The organism is Arthrobacter sp. BF1 (assembly GCF_056680215.1).
Genome location: NZ_CM155271.1, coordinates 272,737 through 292,345, shown reverse-complemented (window position 1 = coordinate 292,345; position 19,609 = coordinate 272,737). Strand labels below are relative to the sequence as shown.

Sequence of the window (19,609 nt, the reverse complement as noted above, 5' to 3'; positions counted from 1 at the left end):
GACTCGTTGTCTACTGGGTTGGATGTCTCACTAGGGGGTGTGAGAAGGAATGAATAAAAGACTTAGCAGCCACGTTTTCCCGCCCCTACGGGCCCGGGAAGTGAGCGGGGCCGGCGACGAGGAGGTCTTCGAGACCAAGGCCTCTCCCCCAGCCGTCGCCGGCCCTCTGACCGCCGCATTCCTGCCGCCCTCACTCTGGTCCTCCACCCTTCACGTGCACGGACAGCCGCTTGGCCGGTGCCATGAAAGCCGGCCTGGCGGGAGCCGGCCATGAAGTATTCAACATCCCAGGTTTCCGCGTCACACGCGCCTGCGGGCAGGCGCCCGGCGCAGCCGCGTCAGGCCCAGCAGCACGCGGCCGGGTATCCTGCACCGGTTCCAGGCCAGCCGCCGGCACCTTCCGGTGGAACGGCCAGCACCGGCCCCGACGGGTTCATTCCCGATTTGGCCACCGGAGCAACAACCCTCTCCGACTCGCTCGAAATCCTGACCCGGACAGCGTCCGCCACCCTCAGCAGGCTCATGGACTCCCCGGTGGAATGCGGCACGCTCCTCAACAGGGCAAAGAACGCCCCCGCCACCGCCGGCACCAACGTGGAGACTGCCAGGTTGGCCCGGCTGGAGCAGGAGGTGCGCGAAGGGCCACTGACGGAAGCACTCACCGGCAACGGCAACGGCATCGTGGCAATGAACCACGTTTCGTCCGATTTCCGCTGGTCGCGTTACCGGCCGCATCTTCAGGAGGCCGGATTCCACAGCGTTCTTGGAGTTCGGCTCCGGCTGGACGACGGCGCCACGGCGGCCCTCGCCTTCTTCGCCCCTACCGCCCAGGCCTTCCCGCTTCCTGTGATCGCCGGGGCCCACGGTTTCGCGGACCTCGCAGCGCGGGGCCTCAGGCTGGTTCTTGAGCTGCAATCCACCAGCACCAGGGCGTCGGACCTGCAGTCCGCGCTCGAAAGCCGGACCTCCATCGACATCGCCTGTGGAGTGATCATGGCGCAGAACAGGTGTTCCTACGACGAGGCGATTGCCATCATTGCCAAGGCGTCCAGCCACCGGAACCTCAAGCTGCGCAAGGTGGCGGAGGGTATTCTGGAGAAGTTGCCCGGCGGCGCGCCGCGCACCCACTTCGAACACTAAGGCAGCCGCTCGGCTCATGGGGGACAGCAATGGTTCAAGTCTGTGCGTTCGTGGCCGCGGCGGTCCTCGCCGCCCTGGCCATCTTCCAGCTGGCACTTATTGCGGGCGCTCCCCTTGGCCATCTGGCCTGGGGCGGCCAGCACAAGGTCCTTCCGCCCAAGCTAAGGCTGGGCAGCGCAGTCTCCATCGTCCTGTACGGAGTCTTCGCTTACATCGCCCTGGCGAAGGCCGGGCTTACGGCTCCGTTCGTCAATGAACCTTTTACGGACGTGACCGCCTGGGTCCTCACGGCCTACTTCGCTTTGGGTGTTGTGATGAACGGGATCTCGCGCAGCCTGCCCGAGCGCCTCACCATGACTCCGACGGCGCTTGCCCTCGCGCTGCTGTACCTCGTGCTGTCGCTCAGCTGAGCGCTTTAACTGCAGCAGGTCAGGGGCGTCATGCTCCTGACCTGCTGCGTGGGTGGGCCCTGTGGGGATCGAACCCACGACCCACGGATTAAAAGTCCGATGCTCTACCAACTGAGCTAAAGGCCCCAGCCGACCGTCAAGTGACCGATCAGCCCAGTCCATTTCTGGACGATAAATACTTTACCCCACGCGCGGGGCCGCTTTGACACGAAAGGCGCGCACCGACGTCGTACATCCCTTTTTCCGCAGGATTCGAGGGCCCCGGCCGCGTGCAACTGCTTCACGGAGCACTCGATTTCCCCGGCGACACAGGAGTAGCGTTGGGGCATGAGCGAGCAAGCAGGACCCAGTCACTACGGCGGCGCCAACCGGCATCACAAACCGAAGCCGTTCGCGCCCATCGACTTTGAGCCGTTCGCCGGAGGCCCGGACCCCGCCCGCGTCTCCGAAGCCGCTCACCTCGCCGCCCAGGCACTGGTGCGCCATGGACGCGACAGCGACGACCCCGTCATCACCGAGCGCCTGGTCAAGCTGACGGACGAACAGGGCCTGGAAGCCATCGCCGAGATGTGGGCCGAAAGTCCGGCGCGGTCCTTGCCCGGTGCACTGTGGCGGCTGTACGCGCTGCGCGCGGCCACCGTCCAGGACCCTGAGCGCATTTCCGTTTACTTCCGTGCGGGCAAGGACACTGCACAGGTCTCCAACGTGGTTGCGGGCGCTGCCGAGCCGCCGGGGGCCGATGAAATGCGGACCTTGGCGGACGCCATTCTCTCCGGCGCGTTCGACGGCGAGTTCGACGTCGCGCTGGAACGTTCCGCCGCTTTCTGTCGTGTGGTTGCGCTCGGGCAGGCGACCCTCGCTGACGGTGCCGAAATCGGAAATGAGGCCCACGCGAGCAAGCTCACGCGCAACTCGCATCAGCTCGTGAAGACCGCCGAGGACCTTGAACACGCAGCGAATGCCTGGCGTCTTGGCGAACTCGACTGAACCAGCAGGCCCGATCTGTCAATGTTGACTTGGGGCGGGCAACGTAGAACACTAAAACTGGTGCCGAGCCGCGAAACCCCCGGGCTTCAACATTTAGCCGCCTAGAGCGGCCTACCGCCGAGAGGCGTATCCGGTTCGGCACCATTTTTCTGCCTGTTTACAGTTACAGGCCGCCGGCTGACGGCCGGTAGACTCAAGACCAGTTGCAGGCCTGCGTCAAGTCACAGTGGGCGGCCCCAGTCCCAGTACAACGCCCGGAGACCGAACCCAACGTGAAGCTGCGCCTTTTCCCCCAGGAGCCCGCCGGGCTGGTCCTGTTGTCCCAAATGGCCCAGCAAATCGTGCATGCCAGCGCCACGATGGCCGAGATCCTGGGTGTTCCCGCCGGTGAGCACGCCAAACTCGTGGACGACATGCACAACCACGAGGCGAAATCCGCCGAGCTGCACTTCGCCCTCCTGACCCACATGCGCACGAGTTTCGTGAATCCACTCCCCCGCGAAGATATGTACGCCCTGTCCCGCTACCTCAACGAGGCCCTCGAAAAGCTGGACGGTGCCGCCGAACTCGTTTCCCTCTACAAGCTGGACCGGTTGCCCAAGCGCGCCGCAGACCAGCTGGAGGTCATCAGCAGGCAAGCCGAGCTCACCGTGGACGCCATGCGCCGGCTCAACAACCTCGATGATCTTGAGGACTACTGGATCGAGATCCTGAGGCTGGCCCAACGCGCAGAGCGGACGCACCGCGTCTGGGTGGCGGACATGATCCGGGACATGAAGTGGGCCCAGTATTCACGCAACCGCGATGTAGCCAACCAGCTGGTCGAAGTCACCAAAGACATGCGCCGCATCGCCACCCAGGTAGGCAGCATCATCGTCAAGGAATCCTGACGTGACAGCAGTGATATTCGGCGCCGTGGTCCTGCTGACCGCGGCGTTCGCCTTCCTCAACGGCTTCAGGGACGTCTCCACGGCGGTAGCCCTCGCCGTCCGGACCCGGGCCCTCACCCCAACGGTGGCTGTGCTGCTGGCTGCCTTCTTCAACCTGGTGGGCGCCCTGCTCAGCGCCAGCGTGGTGGTGGCCATCAGCCACACGTGGATTCATCTGCCGGCGGGGACCAGCGGCCTGAGCATCCTCCTGGCGGGTGTGGGCAGTGCCTGCGCCTGGGGCCTGCTGATGTGGTGGCGCGGCATCCCCGCGTCTTCCACGCACGCCCTGGTGGGCGGGCTGGCCGGCGCGGGGCTCGCCAGTCTCGCCGTGGGCGGGCTGGGCGTAGGGGGCGTTGACCGGTCCTTGCTGGTCCAGGTGATACTGCCGCTGCTGCTCTCGCCGATCGTCGCCTACGTGGGCGCCTACCTGCTGGTTTTCCCAACGAGTTGGGCAGCACGCCATGCCCAGCCCAATGTCATCAACCAGCGCTTCCGCCGCAGCCAGGCGATCGCGGCCGGCGCCGTCGCGTTCGGCCACGGGCTGCAGGACGGGCAGCGGGTGGGCGCCGTGCTGCTCCTGGCCCTTGCCGCGGCAGGTTATGCCGACGGCGACAGCATCCCCCTGTGGGTGGCGCTGTTGTCCGCCGTCATGATGACCATCGGGACCCTGTGCGGCGGCTGGCGGATCTCGTACACCCTCGCCTACAGGATCACCCGGATCGACCCGCTGCGGGGTTCCGTGTCCCAGACATTCAGCGCCGTCATGCTGCTCGTTGGGGCCATTGCGTTGCAGTGGCCCCTGTCTACGACCCACACCGTGACGGCCTCCGCGCTGGGCGCGGGCGAAAACCAGCACTTCTCGGTGACCAACCGGAAACTCGTCCTGCAGATCCTCGGGCTGTGGGTCATCACGCCGGTAGCGGCCGCTGCCGTGGCCTTTATCTTCGCCCTGGCGCTGTCACCGCTGTCCGGCGTTTAGACCAGCCTCACGCCCGGTTCTATCCGAAGCGGCCGGAAACGTAGTCTTCGGTGGCCTTCACCGTGGGGTTGCTGAAGATGTTCTGGGTGTTCCCGTATTCGATCAGCTTGCCCGGCTTGCCGGTACCGGCGATGTTGAAGAACGCTGTCTTGTCCGAGACGCGGGCGGCCTGCTGCATGTTGTGGGTCACGATCACCACGGTGTACTGGTCCTTGAGTTCATTGATGAGGTCCTCAATGGCCAGCGTGGAGATGGGGTCCAGTGCCGAACACGGCTCATCCATCAGGATCACCTGCGGCTGCACGGCGATGGCACGGGCAATGCAGAGTCGCTGCTGCTGGCCACCGGACAGGCCGGAACCTGGCTTCTCCAGCCGGTCCTTGACCTCGTTCCAAAGGTTGGCGCCCTGCAGCGAGCTTTCCACCAGTGCGTCGGCTTCACCCTTGGAGATCTTCTTGTTGTTCAGCTTCACGCCCGCCAGCACGTTATCCCGGATGGACATGGTGGGGAACGGGTTGGGCCGCTGGAAGACCATGCCAATCTGCGAACGGACGGTCACGGGGTCAACGCCGGGTCCGTAGAGATTGTCGCCGTCCAACAGGACTTCACCTTCAACGCGGGCGCCGGGCAACACTTCGTGCATGCGGTTAAGGGTGCGCAGGAACGTGGACTTGCCACAGCCTGAGGGACCGATGAAGGCCGTCACCGACTTGGCCTCGATGGCGATGCTGACATCCTCCACGGCGAGGAAATCGCCGTAGTACACGTTCAGGTCTTTGACGTCGATGCGCTTAGACATGATGTTCCTTCACTTGCTGGGGGTACGGATTGAAGTCTAGGGTTTGGTCGCGGGGACCGGAACGGCCTGCCGAAAAATTCTTCAGCGGCCCGTCTTGGGGGCAAAGATCCTGGCGATCAGGCGGGCACCCAGGTTCAGGATCATCACCAGAATGATCAGCACCAAGGCAGCGCCCCAGGCCCGCTGCGAGGACGGGTCAGGGTTGGCCGGCGACGTGGGGTTCAGGATCTGCGTGTAGATGAATGTTGGCAGCGAAGCCATCCAGCCGCCGAACACGTTGTTGTTGATGCTGGTGGCAAAACCTGCGGTGACCAGGATGGGGGCGGTCTCGCCGATGACGCGGGCGATTGCGAGGGTGACGCCGGACGCGATGCCGGAGATCGCCGTCGGAATGACCACCTTCACGATGGTGCGCCACTTCCGCACGCCCAGCGCATACGCCGCTTCGCGGAGTTCGTTGGGGACGATCTTCAGCATTTCCTCGCTGGAGCGCACCACCACGGGGATCATCAGCACGGAAAGGGCGACGGCCGCGACGGCGCCGGTTTTGGTGCCGGGCCCAACCACCGCAAAGAAGAAAGCGGCGGCGAACAGGCCGGCCACAATCGACGGTATGCCGGTCATCACGTCCACGAAGAAGGTGATGGCACGGGACAACCGCCCGTCGTTGCCGTACTCCACCAGATAAATTGCGGTCAGCAGGCCCACGGGCACGGAGATGAGGGTGGCGACGAGAGTGATCTGGACCGTGCCCACGAGCGCGTGGTAGATGCCGCCGATAACCGGGGCACCTTCTTCCACGGCCTTGTTGTCGTAGACACCCGTGACGCCGTTCATGGAGCTGGTGAGGAAACCGGGAGAGATCAGGCCGGGGATGCCGTTGACCAGCACGGTCCAGATGACGGAGATCAGCGGGAGGAGGGCGATCAGGAACGAACCCACCACCAGGCAGGTGGCCAGCTTGTCCTTGGCCTTCCGGGACCCTTCGACCATGGCGCTCCAGCTGACCAGGCCGACGGCGAAGAGCAGGGCCGAGACGATGCCCCAGCCGAAAGCGTTGAACCCGATCAGTGCCAGGATTGCGGCGCCGATAATGAGCGCGGCCGCCAGGACAACGTAGGGCGCGAATGCGGGCAGCTGGCCCTTGGTGAGGGCCGAGCGCTTGCTGCGCACCGGGGTGAGGGTGGAGGACATTTAGTTGGCTCCCGAGAATTCTTTGTGCCGGCTGATGATCCAGCGGGCGATCATGTTCACGGCAAGCGTGATGAGGAACAGGACCAGGCCGGCCGCGATCAGGGTGCTTACCTTGAGGCCGCTTGCTTCAGGGAAGTTCAGCGCGATTTCGGCAGCGATGGTCTGGTTGCCGGACGTGATCAGGCTTGCGGTCAGCGCTCCCGAAGAGAGCACCAGCGCCACGGCCATCGTCTCGCCGAGCGCGCGGCCCAGGCCAAGCATGACGGCGCTGATGATGCCCGGGCGGGCGAACGGCAGGACCGACATCTTGATCATTTCCCAGCGCGTGGCGCCGAGGGCCAGGGCGGCTTCCTCATGCAACTTGGGGGTCTGCAGGAAGATTTCACGGGTCAGGGACGTGATGATGGGCAGGACCATCACCGAGAGGACAATGCCCGCGGTGAGGATGGTCTTGCCGGTGGCCGAAGCCGGGCCCTGGAAGATAGGCAGCCAACCCATGTTCTCGGCCAGCCAGTTGTACGCCGGGGAGATTTCCTTGGCGAGGAACGCTGCACCCCAGGCGCCGTAGATCACCGACGGAATGGCTGCCAGGAGGTCAACTACGTAGCCCAGGCCGGTGGCGAGCCCGCGCGGCGCGAAGTGCGAGATGAACAGGGCCACGCCGATGGCGACGGGTGTTGCAATCACCAGTGCGATAACGGCGGCGATGAGCGTGCCAATCACAATCGGCCAAATGTAGGCGAAGAAGCCTTTTCCGCCCTGGATTTCTGCGGCCGGGGCAGTCAACGCCGGAATGGCCTGGACAACAAGGAACAAGGCCACGCCGAACAGGACGGCGAGGATGAGGCACCCGGCGGCAAGGGCGGCGCCGGAAAAAATCTTATCCCCGGCGCGGCCTGCGCCCTGGGAACTACTCAGGGGGGTGGCGGTCATTCCAGACCCTTCGGTTTGTGGGTGGTGCCAAAATCTAGCTTTCAAAGCCAAGTTCCCCACCCCGCCTTTCGGCGTGGCGGGGAACGTGGTTTTCAGGGACAGGTACTAGGACTTGACCTTGATGGATTCGATGGCCTTGGTGGCCTTCTCGGCGAGGGCCGAGGACAGCGGGGCGGACTTCGCAGAGTCAGCAGCTGCCTTCTGGCCGGCGTCGGAGACTACGTAGCTTTCGAAGGCCTTGACCAGGTCAACGGTTTCCTGCTTGGCGTAGGTGGTGCAAACAACGTGGTAGGAAACCAGGACGACCGGGTAGGCGCCCTTTGCGGTGGTCTTGCGGTCCAGCTTGATGGCGACGTCGTTGGCGGAGCGGCCTTCGACGGGCTTGCCGGCTTCAACAGCCTTGGCTGCGGCGTCGGCAGAAATCTTGACGAACTCCTCGCCAACCTTGATCGAAGCGGTGCCGAGCTTGCCGCCGACCGCGGAGTCATCCGCGTAGGTCACGGCGCCCGGGGTGTCGGTGACGGTCTTGACAACACCGGAGGTTCCCTTGGCGTTCTCGCCCTGAAGGGTTGCGGGCCATACGCCGGAAGCCTTGTCGGTCCAGACATCGGCAGCAGCAGCGGCCAGGTACTCGGTGAAGTTGGTGGTGGTGCCGGAATCGTCAGAGCGGTTGACCGGGGTGACCTTGGTGTCCGGGAGGGTGACGCCCGGGTTCAGGGCAGCGATGGCCGGGTCGTTCCAGGTAGCAATCTGGCCACGGAAGATCTTGGCCACGGTGGTGGCGTCGAGCTTCAGGTCGGTGACGCCGGGAAGGTTGAAGGCCACGGCGATCGGGGAAATGTAGACCGGGATGTTGATGGCACCTTCGGGGCCGCACTGGGCCTTGGAGCTGGCCAGCTCTTCATCCTTGAGGTAAGCGTCGGAGCCGGCAAACTGGGCCGAGCCGTCGATGATGGCCTTGCGGCCTGCGCCGGAGCCGTCCGGGGAGTACTGCACGGTCGCGCCGGAGTTGGCGGAAGCGAAGCCGGCCTTCCAGGCATCCATGGCTGCGCCGGTCGAGGAAGCGCCAATGCCGGTCAGCGTGCCGGTGACCTTGGGGCCGCTGGCGGACTGGGTGCCAGCCGGCGTGTTGCCGGTGGCGTTGTCTGAACCGCAGGCGGTGAGCGCGAGTGCGCCGGCCGCGATAACAGCAATAGCCGCGTGGCGGCCGAAACGGAGTGCCTTCACTAGATGTGTACCCCTTCCAGGGATATTCAGTAGCGGACAGGGCCGGAGTCGCCCTGCAGCGCGATGCGTACGTTTTGTACCTTCATCGAATTTAGGGGCGGCAGGTAACGGGATTGGCTGCCGAAAGTGAACAGAACGTTAACGGCAGTGACATTTTCCCTTACAACTGTAGCGTCACCATTGCGCAGGTCACACTTGCGGCCGTAGGGGCTACCCGGCAAATAGACTGAAGGGCATGGCCGCAACAGCAGGACTTTCAGCAAGCAGGCGATTCCTGCGTGGCCGGATCCGCACAGGCCTGATCCGGAGCCGGAATTCGCTGCTCCCCGCAGTCCAGATGACGGCGTGCGCAGTGGGTGCCTACGCCTTCGCCGAGTACGTACTGGGCCATTCCGGTCCACTTTTTGCGGCCACCTCATCACTGATCGCCCTGGGCTTCTCGCGTGATCCCCGCCTGCGTCGCGTCATGGAGGTGGGCCTGGGCTGCACCATCGGAATCGCCGTTGGTGATCTGCTCCTGCACTGGCTGGGCAGCGGAATCTGGCAGGCCGCCGTCGTACTTCTTTTCTCGATCCTGCTGGCTCGCTTCCTGGACAGCGGCACCATCTTCACCACCCAACTGGGGCTGCAGTCCCTGCTGGTGGTGCTGCTGCCGGCGCCCGCCGGCGGCCCTTTCACCCGGAGCCTGGATGCCGTGGTGGGCGGACTGTTCGCCCTGCTGGTGACTGTCCTGATCCCGAAGGACCCGCGCCGCGAGCCCCGCGACGATGTGCGGAAGATCCTGCACGAGCTCGCCGAGGTGCTCCGCGAGTGCGCGTCTGCCCTGACGGACAGTGATTCCACCCAGGCCTGGCATGCCCTGATCCGGGGCCGCAACTGCCAACCGTTGGTGGACCGCATGCGCCAATCGCTGCGTGCCTCCAACGAGGTGGCCACCCTGGCGCCCGCCTACCGCCGGCACCGGGACGAGCTGGACCGGCTGGACAGCTCCCTTGACTTCATTGACCTGGCGCTCCGCAACAGCCGTGTCTTCGCGCGGCGGTTGACCAGCGCCATCAACCATGCGGCACTGTCCGACGAGGCTACCGAGAACATCGCCGACGTTCTCGAAGAAACAGCGGCGGCGATTGATGAACTTTCCCTGGGCCTCGCTGAGACGCACGACGGCGTACGCCGCGCCCACCTGCGCACGGCAAGGCTGGAACTGAGCGAGATTGCGCTCCGCCTGCATCCGAAGCTGCTGGAGGTGCAGCGGCTGGAGGGTGAGACTGTGGTGATGCTGTTCCGGCCCCTGATGGTTGACCTCTTGGAAGCCACCGGCATGGACGCGCGCGAGGCCCGGGACGTGCTGCCCGGCCTGTAGACCGCCGGGTGGTTGGGCGGGCACGACGGGCAGGCGGGGAATGTCGGTGCCCGCAAGTAGGGTGGAACCCATGGCAACAAAGACCTCCCGCGCTTCCAAAGCGCCCGCGTATAAGTGCGCCGAATGCGGCTGGACCACGGTCAAGTGGGTGGGGCGCTGCGGCGAGTGCCAGGCGTGGGGCAGCGTTGAGGAAACCGGCGCGGCCGTAGCGCGTACGACGGCGGCGACTACAGTTCTGGAACCGGCGCGGCGGATCGCCGAGGTAGACGCCACCACCGCGGCGTTCCTGCCTACCGGCGTGGACGAGCTGGACCGCGTCCTGGGCGGTGGCCTGGTCCCTGGCGCCGTGATTCTGCTGGCTGGCGAGCCGGGTGTTGGCAAGTCCACGCTGCTGCTGGATGTCGCCGCGAAGTTCGCCCGGACTGCGCAGGACGTCCTGTACGTGACTGGCGAGGAGTCCGCCGCCCAGGTGAAGCTGCGCGCGGAGCGGATCGACGCCGTCGCGGATTCCCTGTACCTGTCAGCCGAAACGGACCTCGGCCAGGCACTGGGGCAGGTGGAAAAAATTGAGCCGCGCCTGCTGATTGTGGACTCGGTCCAGACCCTGAGCAGCGCGGACGTGGATGGCAGTGCGGGTGGAGTGTCGCAGGTCCGGGAAGTAGCGGCCTCCATCATCGCTGCGGCCAAGCGGCGCAACATGACCACTCTGCTGGTGGGCCATGTGACCAAGGACGGGTCCATTGCCGGGCCGCGGCTGCTCGAGCACCTGGTGGATGTGGTGTGCCAGTTCGAGGGCGAACGCCATTCCCGGCTCCGCATGCTGCGCGCGGTGAAGAACCGCTACGGACCCACGGACGATGTCGGCTGTTTTGACCTGAACGAAAACGGCATCGAGGGCCTGACTGACCCCAGCGGGCTGTTCGTCAGCCGCACCAAGGAACCCGTTTCCGGCACGTGCATCACCGTGACCATGGAAGGGCGGCGGCCGTTGCTGGCGGAAGTGCAGTCGCTCCTGGCGGAAAGCCCCAATTCGCAGCCACGGCGGGCCACCAGCGGCCTGGACAGCTCGCGGGTTTCCATGCTGCTCGCCGTCCTGCAGCAGCGCGCCGGTTGCCTGCTGCACAAGGACGACTCCTACGTGGCCACGGTGGGCGGCGTGAAGCTCAGCGAACCCGCCACTGACCTTGCCGTTGCGTTGGCAGTGGCGTCGGCCAAGGCCCGCAAGCCGCTGCCCATCAGGCTGATTGCCTTCGGGGAGGTGGGCCTGGCGGGCGAGGTGCGCCCCGTTCCCGGCATCAACCAGCGCATCCAGGAGGCCCACCGGCTGGGCTTTACCCACGCCGTGGTTCCGGCCAGCCACAACGGTCCCGGGCCTGTCCCGGCCGGATTTTCCGTCCGCGAGGTGGAGCACCTCACGGAGGCGCTGAGCCTGCTGATCGGTTAGCTGCCGGAAGGCCGGCCGGACCGGGCGGGGTCGGTTGCGGACCGGGCGGGGCCGGCTTCGTTGCTGTGGCCGGCCCTGCGGCCTCGGCGGATCCCATCCGGCCCTACGGCATCGGCATCTCCGACGGCTTGGAGTTCACGTGCACCGCCATGCCGGCACTGCAACCAGCTGGCGTGGCAACCACCCTATAAGTGCCGCCTCGAGCCAGAATACCGGCCGCGATCCCGCTCACCGCCTGATCCTCCCGCTTGATTGTCAGACCCCCTTGGCATGATGGATACATGAGGAACCGGGCAGTGGCGAAGGCATATGCGAACATCGCAGCGGCCGTTGCTGTGCTCACCGGCGTGGTGAGCGAACACGGTCCCGATGCACTCTCTGCAGAGGGCGATCCGCTGCGGGGATTTTCCGAGGATTGCCTGGATATTCTGACCGGGGCCGCGGCGGCCGATGCGCAGATGGCTGGTTTGAAAGCACTAACAGCCGTGAAATACGCGGACACTGCCCGGGCCGCAGCTCCTCCGGAGGCTTCGGTCCAGGCCCAGGAGATGGCAGTCACGGCGGAGGTTGCGTGTGCCCTGACGGTCGGTGACCGGGCGGCGGCTTCGTTCCTGGCCGTTTCCCACGCCCTGACCACTACCTTGCCGCTGACCTTGGCCGCCCTGCAGTCCGGAACCATCTCCTGGCAGCACGCCCGGGTCATGGCGGACGAAGCCACCACCCTTGACCGGGCCGGGGCCGCCGCGCTGGAAGCCCACTTTTTGGATCCGGACGCGCCTGACCCGGCCAGCGGTTGCCCCGCCGGGGAAATGCCGGCATCCCGGTTCCGTCACCGGGCCCGTACCTGGCGCGAACGCCACCACGCCGTGAGCATCGAAAAGCGCCACGCAAAGGGTGTCCTGGACCGGCGGGTTGAGTACGCCCCGGATCAGGACGGGATGGCCTGGCTCTCGGCCTATCTCCCCGCGGACCAGGCGGTCGCAATCTGGAACCGGACCACCGCCATGGCGCGGGGTCTTCAAGGCCCCGACGAGTCCCGGACCCTCACCCAACTCCGGGCCGAAGTATTCGCCACCGCCCTTCTTCGAGGCGGCAACCAAGGCAGCAGCGGAAACCAGGGCATTAACGGGAGCGCGGAAGGAAGCGATCCCGGGCGCGTCCCGCCGCCGCGGGCCGAAGTCCTGGTGACGGTCCCGGTGTTCTCCCTGCTCGGCGCCACCGAGGAACCGGCGATGCTGGACGGGTACGGCCCCATCCCGGCGTCGATGGCCCGGGACCTCGTGGCGAACGGCGCCGATTCGTTCTACCGCGTCCTGGTCGATCCGCGGGACGGGGCGCCGCTGGAGATCGGTCGCACCAGCTACCGGCTCACCAAGCCGATGCGGCAATGGCTGCGGCTGCGGGACGGCAAGTGCCCGTTCCCGGGCTGTTCCAACCAGTCTTTGGACAACGAAGCGGACCACCTCCTCGCCTGGCATAAGGGCGGAACCACCGGCATAGCGAATCTGGGCCAGCCGTGCTCCAAGCACCACCGCCTGAGGCATACCAGCGCCTGGCGGCCCACCCCTGCGACCAAAAACGAACCACCCGGCTGGATCTCACCCTCGGGAAGACGCTACAAAAGCGAACACCAGGACTGGGAACCACCGCACTGGCCCGATCAACCCGAACGGCAGGAAAAATCAAAGGGGAGCCGGTTCGTCAGCCACCCGGACTTCGCCCACCTCGGGCTCTCCCTGGGAGAAGAAGGCCTGGAGAACATCCTCCACGCCCGCGCCTGAGTGACTGGCCCGGCACCTCATGAGGAGTTAACCCGCCTGCATCGGACAACAACATGTCCGGATAGGTGACCAGTAGTGAGCGCCACCGGCGGTCTGCGAACGGGGATCAGCTCCCCGTAATCACCAGGGCAACGCTGTGTCCGCCGAAGCCGAAGGCGTTAACCAGGCCGGCGAGGGCGGTGCCCTGCGCCAGCGTGTGGGCGTTTTCCGTGACGATGTTCAGGTTCACTTCGGGATCCAGAGCCTCGATGTTGACCGTTCCCGGCAGCTGTCCGGTCTGCAGGGCCTGGACCACCACGACGGCGGCGAGCGCACCGGCACCGCCCAGCAGGTGGCCGGTGTGGCCCTTGGTCGAAGTCACGGGTACGTCCGCGCCGAAGATGGCGTGGATGGCCTGTGCCTCAAGCCGGTCCCCCACCGGGGTGGACGTGGCGTGGGCATGGACGAACCCGATGTCCGAGGCCTCCATGCCAGCCGAGGCCAGGGCTTTTTGCATGACCCGCTTCTGCATGGCCAGGTCCGCTGCCACGATGTCGTTGGCATCTGAGGTGATCGCCCCGCCTGCCACTGCGCCGAGGACGGCGGCGCCGCGCGCCCGGGCATGGGCTTCGCTCTCCAGCACCACAATGCCGGCGCCTTCTGCGAGCACAAAGCCGTCGCGGCCGCCGTCGAACGGGCGCGATGCCCGCTGCGGCTCATCGTTGCGCGTGGACAGGGCGCGGATCTGGGAAAAACCGGTGATCACCAGGTCGTTCACTGAAGCGTCCACACCGCCGGCAATCACGACGTCGGCCGCTCCGGACCTGATCATTTCGGCGCCCTGGACAATCGCTTCGGCGCCGGACGCGCAGGCGCTGACGGGGGTGCGCGCTCCGCCGCGGGCTCCAAGGTCGATGGAAACCCAGGCTGCCGGGCCGTTAACCATCAGCCGGGTGAGGGTGTGCGGCGATACCCGGCGCGGACCGCCGCTGGCGAGTGCCCGGTCCTGCTCAAGGGTGGAGCCGAGGCCGCCGTAGGCAGAGCCGATCACCACGGCAAACCGCTCGGGATCGACCTCCGGCGCCCCAGCCTGCTCCCACGCTTCACGTGCCGCCAGCAGCGCGAGTTGGCCGCACCGGTCCATCCGCTTCAGCTCACGCGTGGTGAGATGCTCCGAGAGGTCAGCCGTGACCTGCCCGGCCATCCGCACCGGCAGCTGTTCCGCCCAGTCCACGTCCAGCGCGGCGATTCCGGATTTCCCCGCCAGCAGGCCGGACCAGGTCTCGGCAACTGTGGAACCAAGGGGGTTGATGGCGCCTGCGCCGGTGATCAGCGCACGGGGTTGGTCTGCAGACATCTTTGTTCCTGGCTCTCGGGTTATTCAGGGGGCTCTGGTAGGTCTGCCGGCGCAGTTTTGGGTGAACCCGGCTACTTTGCGGGGTTGTGGGTGCCGATGGGCACCAGGGTCAGATCGGGGTGGTTCTTCTCGATCCGGCGGAGTGCCCAGACGTCGTTGAACAAGGCGAGGTATTCGCCGTCGGACCTCAACAGCACCTCGGCGCCGGGTACGTTCGCCAGCGTAGGCATGGCGTCCGCCGTCGAAATCCTGGCGAGGGAATAGGGCAAGCGCTCCAGCCGCATGGGCGCGCTGAAGTCGTGCGCCATGCGGTCCTCCACCACTTCGAACTGCATTGGCCCGACGGCGGCAAGCACCGGCGCCTGGTCGCCGCGGACGTCGGAGCGGAGCACCTGGATGACGCCCTCGTGTTCGAGCTGCTCGATGCCGCGGCGGAACTGCTTGAACTTGCTGGGGTCCTTGGACCGGGCCACCTGGAAGTGCTCGGGGGCGAACAGCGGGATGGCCGGGTACTCCACCGCGTCTTCAAGGAAGAGGCTGTCGCCCACGCGCAGCGAGGAGGCGTTGACCAGGCCCACGACGTCACCGGGGTAGGCCTCGTCGATGACTTCGCGTTCGCGGCCGAAGACCTGCTGGGCGTACTTGGTGGCGAAGGACTTCCCGGTCCGGGTCTGGGTGACCACCATGCCGCGTTCGAAGACGCCCGAGCAGACACGGATGAACGCCACATGGTCACGGTGGGCCTTGTTCATGCCGGCCTGGACCTTGAAAACGAAGCCGGAGAACGGCGATTCCACGGCGCGGGGGCTGCCGTCAACATCCGGGCGGGGTGCTGCAGGCGGTGCAAAATCCACCAGTGCGTCCAGGATTTCCTTTACGCCGAAGTTCAGGGCGGCGGAGCTGAAGAGGATGGGCGTGGCGGTGCCGGCGTGGAAAGCGTCGACGTCGAACTCGAGGTTGGACTCGATCACCAGGCCGGCTTCGTCCACGGCGTCGGACCAGTTGTTGCCCTGGCTTTCGGCGGCTTCCTCAGGCGTGAAGTACTCGGTCAGTGCGATGTTGGCGCCGGCGTTGTTGCGCTGGAACCGGGCGAAGCGGTCGTTGCGGAGATCCCAGACGCCGCGGAAGTCACCGGAGATGCCGACGGCCCAGGTCAACGGCATCGGCTGCAGGCCGGTCCGCTCGGTGAGCTCGTCCATGAGCGCCAGGGCGTCCAGGCCGGGCCGGTCCCACTTGTTGATCACGGTGATGATGGGCAGGTTGCGCGCCTTGCAGACCTCGAACAGCTTCATGGTCTGGGTTTCCAGGCCCTTGGCGGCGTCAACCAGCATCACTGCGCAGTCGACGGCGGCCAGGACGCGGTACGTATCTTCGGAGAAGTCGGCGTGGCCGGGGGTGTCCAGCAGGTTGATGACGGTGTCCCGGTAGGAGAACTGGAGCGCGGCCGAGCTGATGGAAATGCCGCGGTCCTTCTCCATCTGCATCCAGTCCGAGACCGTTTCCTTACGGTTGGCCTTGCCGCTGGAGGCGCCGGCGGTGCCGATCACCTTCGCGTGCAGCGCCAGTGCCTCCGTCAGCGTGGACTTGCCGGCGTCAGGGTGCGAAATAACAGCAAAGGTCCGACGCCGGGCCGCCTGTTTGTGAATCTCGTTGACCCGGGCGGGGCTAAGGACATCTTGGGACACGGTGCTACTTTCGCTGCGGTGGGGTTACCCCAAGGCGCTCGGCAGGCCTTAAGGGGAAGCATGGCTCTGGGAAAGCCAAGTTCCAGTTTATCGCAGCGGCGCCAGCCGGGCCCTATGGAGGGTGACGGACCCGGGATTCTGCGTATCCAACGCACCAGTCTCCGAAAGCTCAGACTCCCAGCCCGCCCTTCGGGTCCGCACACTCCCGGTCCTTGAACCGGGGGCAAAACGCTTTCCGGACAGCCGCCGTCAGACGCGCTCCTGAGGCACTTTCGCGCAAACCCCCACGGGGCACTTTAGGGCTTGTCCGTGCGGTTGTTGCCCATTCTTACCTCTATCATTGAGCTTGCGGGAAACTGAGTACTTTTGAACCTGTCGGCGGAGGCTAAATCCGCCGTTCCTGCGGGCGCCAGTCCGCACCTTTGAAGGGAACACCTATGGCGCGGAGCCCCGAAGAATCGCTCAAGGCGACTCTGGGCAGAGTGGCTCCGGGAACGCCGTTGCGGGACGGACTCGAAAGGATCCTCCGGGGACGCACCGGAGCACTCATTGTTCTGGGCATCGACCGGACCATCGAATCCATTTGCTCGGGCGGCTTCGACATCGGCATCGACTTCTCCCCCACAAGGCTCCGCGAGCTGGCCAAGATGGACGGGGCCATCATCTGCGACAAGGACGCCGGCAACATCCTGCGCGCCGCCGTTCAGTTGGTCCCGGACTCCAGCATCGAAACCCAGGAATCCGGCACCCGGCACCGCACTGCCGAACGCGTGGCCATCCAGACCGGCGTCCCCGTGATCTCCGTCAGCCAGTCCATGCAGATCATCGCGCTTTACGTCAACGGCCTCCGGCACGTCCTGGAGGGATCCGAAAAGGTACTGGCCCGCGCCAATCAGGCCCTTGCCACCCTGGAACGGTACCGCTCAAGGCTGGACCAGGTCACCAGCTCGCTGTCCGCACTGGAGATCGAGGCCATGGTGACCGTCCGTGACGTCGCCGTTACCCTGCAGCGCCAGGAGATGGTCCGCCGCATCTCCGAGGAAATCTCGCAGTACGTTCTGGAACTTGGTGAGGACGGCCGGCTACTCTCGCTCCAGCTGGATGAACTGACAGTGGGCCGCGGCCCGGGCAGCGACGTCATCATCCGCGATTACGCCAGCCCCGACGCTTCGGCCGCGGACATCGAGAAGGCCGTCAGCGCTCTGGTGAATCTGGGGCCGACCGAGCTGATCGACCTCGGCAAGATCTCCGGCATCGTCGGTTTTGCAGGCGGCGAAGCCAACCTCGACGCCGTGGTGCAGCCCCGCGGTTACCGGCTGCTTTCCGGCCTCAAGGCGGTCCCCAAGGCAGTGGCCGACCGCCTGGTGGACCACTTCGGCGGCCTGCAGTTCCTCATGGCCGCCACCATCGATGACCTGATGACGGTCGACGGGATCGGCGACCAGCGCGCCCGCACCGTCCGCGAAGGCCTGAGCCGGATGGCCGAAGCAAGCCTGCTGGACCGCTTTCTCTAGTACTCAATCGAAAGAAGCATCAGTTGAGCTGGAACACTGCCTTGGGGCTGGCCTTCGACCCGAGCTTGGCTGTGAAGATGTAGTAGGCGCCGCCGCCACCGGGCTTGGTCGCAATAGCCTGGCATCCTTCGAGCGTGCGGTTCTGCGCCCACTGGAAGTTGGCCGTCTCGCTGGCACCCGGTGCAAGGGTCTTGACGAGGTCTTCGCTCTTGGCCTGGCAGTCCTTCGACGAGAAGATCCGGTCCGCTCCGCTGGTCACCACGAACTCCATCTGGGACGTGCCGATGTTCACCTCACAGGGCATGGTGCCGCCGTTGGTCACCTTCAGGCTGAGCAGCGGCTTCTCGTCGGGCCCATAGGCCGGCTTGTCCGTCGACGCCGACACAGTGACCAGGTTCTGGTTACAGGTGGGAGTCGGCGTGGGCGTTGGTGTCGGGGCTGCGCTGGGGGCAGCCGACGGCGAATCGCTTGGAGCAGGTGCCGCGCCGGTGGCGTCCGGGGCGGCGGTTTCAGTGGAGGACGCCTGCTGCGTGCCATTGAAAGCACCTCCGACGGCGAACCCGCCAAACGTCAGGCCCAGCACAATCAGGAGGGCTATCCCTACGAACAGGCGACGACGGCGGTAAACGGCGGGGCTCGCCTTGCGGGGCGCGCCGGAACCCGCCCGGGAACCGGAAGCGGATGCCGTATTGCGCTGTGATGAATTGCCTTGCCTGCCCATCCTTCTAGGCTAGAGAACCGGCCCGTTTCTGCCCGCCCACCACGCCGTCACCCGGCCAACGCTAAGGTCACACTTTGCCGGCGGCTGCCTTGGGCAATCCTTGGCATGCGCCACCGCGCATCAGCTGCAGGGCACGAATCAACTACAGTGTGGGGATCGACGCTACAACCCTTTCCCCAGCCATGCCCGCGGGCGGCGCGCCCGAAACGACACCTGGCGCGCTGCGCCTCCAGGGACTGCACCGTCAGGTCACGGACTGGTTCGCGGAGACCGCGCGGGAGCTTCCCTGGCGCGAACCGGACTGCTCGGCATGGGGCGTCCTGGTGAGTGAGGTGATGCTGCAGCAGACGCCCGTAGTGCGGGTGCTGCCGGTCTGGCGGGAATGGCTGGAGCGGTGGCCCACCCCGGCAGGGCTTGCGGGTGAACCCGCCGGCGAGGCAGTCCGTTCATGGGGTCGGCTCGGCTACCCCCGCCGTGCGCTCCGCCTGCATGCGGCAGCCGCGGCCATCGTCCGCGATCACGGCGGCAAGGTCCCCGGCACGTTTCCCGAGCTGCTGGCCCTGCCCGGTGTGGGCAGTTACACGGCCGCGGCCGTTGCCGCCTTTGCCTACGGACGGCGGGAAACCGTGGTGGACACCAACATCCGGCGGGTTCATGCACGCCTCATTTCCGGCGTCGCACTCCCTGGCCCGTCCCTGAGTGCAACGGAGATGCGGCTCGCGGCGGAACTCCTGCCGGACGACGCCGGGACCTCCGTGCGCTGGAACGCTGCGGTCATGGAACTGGGGGCACTAGTGTGCACGGCGCGGGCGCCGAAGTGTGCGGCCTGCCCGGTGCGGGACTCCTGTGCCTGGCTGGCAGCCGGTGAGCCGCCGCCGTCGTACATCCCCAAGGGCCAGGCCTGGCACGGCACGGACCGCCAGGTCCGCGGCGCGGTGATGGCTGTGCTGCGGCTAGCGGACAGCCCTGTGCCGGCGGAAATGTTCCAGCAGGAGCCGGCAGACCTGGGGTTCGAGGCGGACGGTGTTGGTGTTCCACTGGCGGCGCTGCACCGGTTGAACTCTGCCCCCGAGCAGCTGGAACGTGCGCTGGCCGGACTCCTCGGCGACGGCCTGGCCGAGCTCCACGAGGGCGGCTACCGGCTGCCGGGGTAGGCACTTTAGGGCA

General features: G+C 66.1%; 17 protein-coding genes and 1 tRNA gene. 10 read left to right on the top strand and 8 right to left on the bottom strand.

Going from position 1 to position 19,609, the window contains the following annotated elements:
• Positions 1-270: 270 nt before the first annotated feature.
• Both AC1MCD_RS01390 and AC1MCD_RS01385 read left to right on the top strand, forming a co-directional pair.
• A complete protein-coding gene (locus AC1MCD_RS01390; protein WP_498675173.1) occupies positions 271-1,140 on the top strand; it encodes an ANTAR domain-containing protein in 870 nt (289 codons plus the stop codon).
• Positions 1,141-1,169: 29 nt separating this feature from the next.
• Positions 1,170-1,550, top strand: coding sequence for a hypothetical protein (locus AC1MCD_RS01385; RefSeq protein ID WP_498675170.1), 381 nt, complete (start codon positions 1,170-1,172; stop codon positions 1,548-1,550).
• 53 nt (positions 1,551-1,603) lie between these two features.
• Here AC1MCD_RS01385 and AC1MCD_RS01380 read toward each other — a convergent pair.
• Positions 1,604-1,676, bottom strand: a tRNA-Lys gene (locus AC1MCD_RS01380).
• 201 nt (positions 1,677-1,877) lie between these two features.
• Between AC1MCD_RS01380 and AC1MCD_RS01375 the strand changes: the two genes are divergently transcribed.
• From AC1MCD_RS01375 to AC1MCD_RS01365, 3 genes are all read left to right on the top strand, one after another.
• A complete protein-coding gene (locus AC1MCD_RS01375; protein ID WP_498675168.1) occupies positions 1,878-2,537 on the top strand; it encodes a hypothetical protein in 660 nt (219 codons plus the stop codon).
• 272 nt (positions 2,538-2,809) lie between these two features.
• Positions 2,810-3,427 carry a DUF47 domain-containing protein gene (locus tag AC1MCD_RS01370; RefSeq protein WP_498675167.1) on the top strand — a complete coding sequence of 206 codons (618 nt, stop codon included), beginning with the start codon at positions 2,810-2,812 and terminating at the stop codon, positions 3,425-3,427.
• A gap of 1 nt (position 3,428) precedes the next feature.
• Positions 3,429-4,445, top strand: a complete 1,017-nt coding sequence (locus AC1MCD_RS01365) for an inorganic phosphate transporter (RefSeq protein ID WP_498675165.1) — start codon at positions 3,429-3,431, stop codon at positions 4,443-4,445.
• A gap of 19 nt (positions 4,446-4,464) precedes the next feature.
• Here AC1MCD_RS01365 and pstB read toward each other — a convergent pair whose 3' ends face one another.
• From pstB to pstS, 4 genes are all read right to left on the bottom strand, one after another.
• Entirely contained in the window at positions 4,465-5,244 is a 780-nt protein-coding gene (gene pstB / locus AC1MCD_RS01360; protein ID WP_498675164.1) for a phosphate ABC transporter ATP-binding protein PstB, read from the bottom strand.
• A gap of 81 nt (positions 5,245-5,325) precedes the next feature.
• Positions 5,326-6,438 (bottom strand): phosphate ABC transporter permease PstA, encoded by a 1,113-nt coding sequence (gene pstA, locus AC1MCD_RS01355; protein ID WP_498675162.1) that lies wholly within the window; start codon positions 6,436-6,438, stop codon positions 5,326-5,328.
• Positions 6,439-7,371 carry a phosphate ABC transporter permease subunit PstC gene (gene pstC, locus AC1MCD_RS01350; protein WP_498675160.1) on the bottom strand — a complete coding sequence of 311 codons (933 nt, stop codon included), beginning with the start codon at positions 7,369-7,371 and terminating at the stop codon, positions 6,439-6,441. It abuts the gene before it with no gap.
• 105 nt (positions 7,372-7,476) lie between these two features.
• Complete coding sequence (gene pstS / locus AC1MCD_RS01345) at positions 7,477-8,598, bottom strand: phosphate ABC transporter substrate-binding protein PstS (protein WP_498675157.1); 1,122 nt, start codon at positions 8,596-8,598, stop codon at positions 7,477-7,479.
• Positions 8,599-8,833: 235 nt separating this feature from the next.
• Between pstS and AC1MCD_RS01340 the strand changes: the two genes are divergently transcribed.
• The 3 genes from AC1MCD_RS01340 (at position 8,834) to AC1MCD_RS01330 (ending at position 13,186) form a co-directional block, all read left to right on the top strand.
• A complete protein-coding gene (locus AC1MCD_RS01340) occupies positions 8,834-9,961 on the top strand; it encodes an FUSC family protein (protein ID WP_498675155.1) in 1,128 nt (375 codons plus the stop codon).
• 70 nt (positions 9,962-10,031) lie between these two features.
• Positions 10,032-11,405, top strand: coding sequence for a DNA repair protein RadA (gene radA / locus AC1MCD_RS01335; protein WP_190990177.1), 1,374 nt, complete (start codon positions 10,032-10,034; stop codon positions 11,403-11,405).
• A 281-nt stretch (positions 11,406-11,686) separates the two neighbouring features.
• Positions 11,687-13,186: an HNH endonuclease signature motif containing protein gene (locus AC1MCD_RS01330; RefSeq protein WP_498675151.1), complete on the top strand. Its 1,500-nt coding sequence runs from the start codon at positions 11,687-11,689 to the stop codon at positions 13,184-13,186.
• A 106-nt stretch (positions 13,187-13,292) separates the two neighbouring features.
• Here the strand turns inward: AC1MCD_RS01330 and AC1MCD_RS01325 are convergent, their stop codons facing one another.
• Both AC1MCD_RS01325 and AC1MCD_RS01320 read right to left on the bottom strand, forming a co-directional pair.
• The gene (locus AC1MCD_RS01325; protein WP_498675148.1) at positions 13,293-14,522 is read right to left on the bottom strand and encodes a beta-ketoacyl-[acyl-carrier-protein] synthase family protein; all 1,230 of its coding nucleotides are present in this window, start codon (positions 14,520-14,522) and stop codon (positions 13,293-13,295) included.
• A 71-nt stretch (positions 14,523-14,593) separates the two neighbouring features.
• Positions 14,594-16,207 carry a peptide chain release factor 3 gene (locus AC1MCD_RS01320; RefSeq protein WP_498675146.1) on the bottom strand — a complete coding sequence of 538 codons (1,614 nt, stop codon included), beginning with the start codon at positions 16,205-16,207 and terminating at the stop codon, positions 14,594-14,596.
• Positions 16,208-16,644: 437 nt separating this feature from the next.
• On the opposite strand from AC1MCD_RS01320, the gene disA reads away from it, so the two are divergent.
• On the top strand, positions 16,645-17,721 hold the full coding sequence (disA, locus tag AC1MCD_RS01315) for a DNA integrity scanning diadenylate cyclase DisA (RefSeq protein WP_498675144.1): 1,077 nt from the start codon (positions 16,645-16,647) through the stop codon (positions 17,719-17,721).
• Positions 17,722-17,740: 19 nt separating this feature from the next.
• Here the strand turns inward: disA and AC1MCD_RS01310 are convergent, their stop codons facing one another.
• Positions 17,741-18,442 (bottom strand): hypothetical protein, encoded by a 702-nt coding sequence (locus AC1MCD_RS01310; protein ID WP_498675141.1) that lies wholly within the window; start codon positions 18,440-18,442, stop codon positions 17,741-17,743.
• Between the two features lie 182 nt (positions 18,443-18,624).
• On the opposite strand from AC1MCD_RS01310, the gene AC1MCD_RS01305 reads away from it, so the two are divergent.
• A complete protein-coding gene (locus AC1MCD_RS01305) occupies positions 18,625-19,596 on the top strand; it encodes an A/G-specific adenine glycosylase (protein WP_498678467.1) in 972 nt (323 codons plus the stop codon).
• Positions 19,597-19,609: the final 13 nt, after the last annotated feature.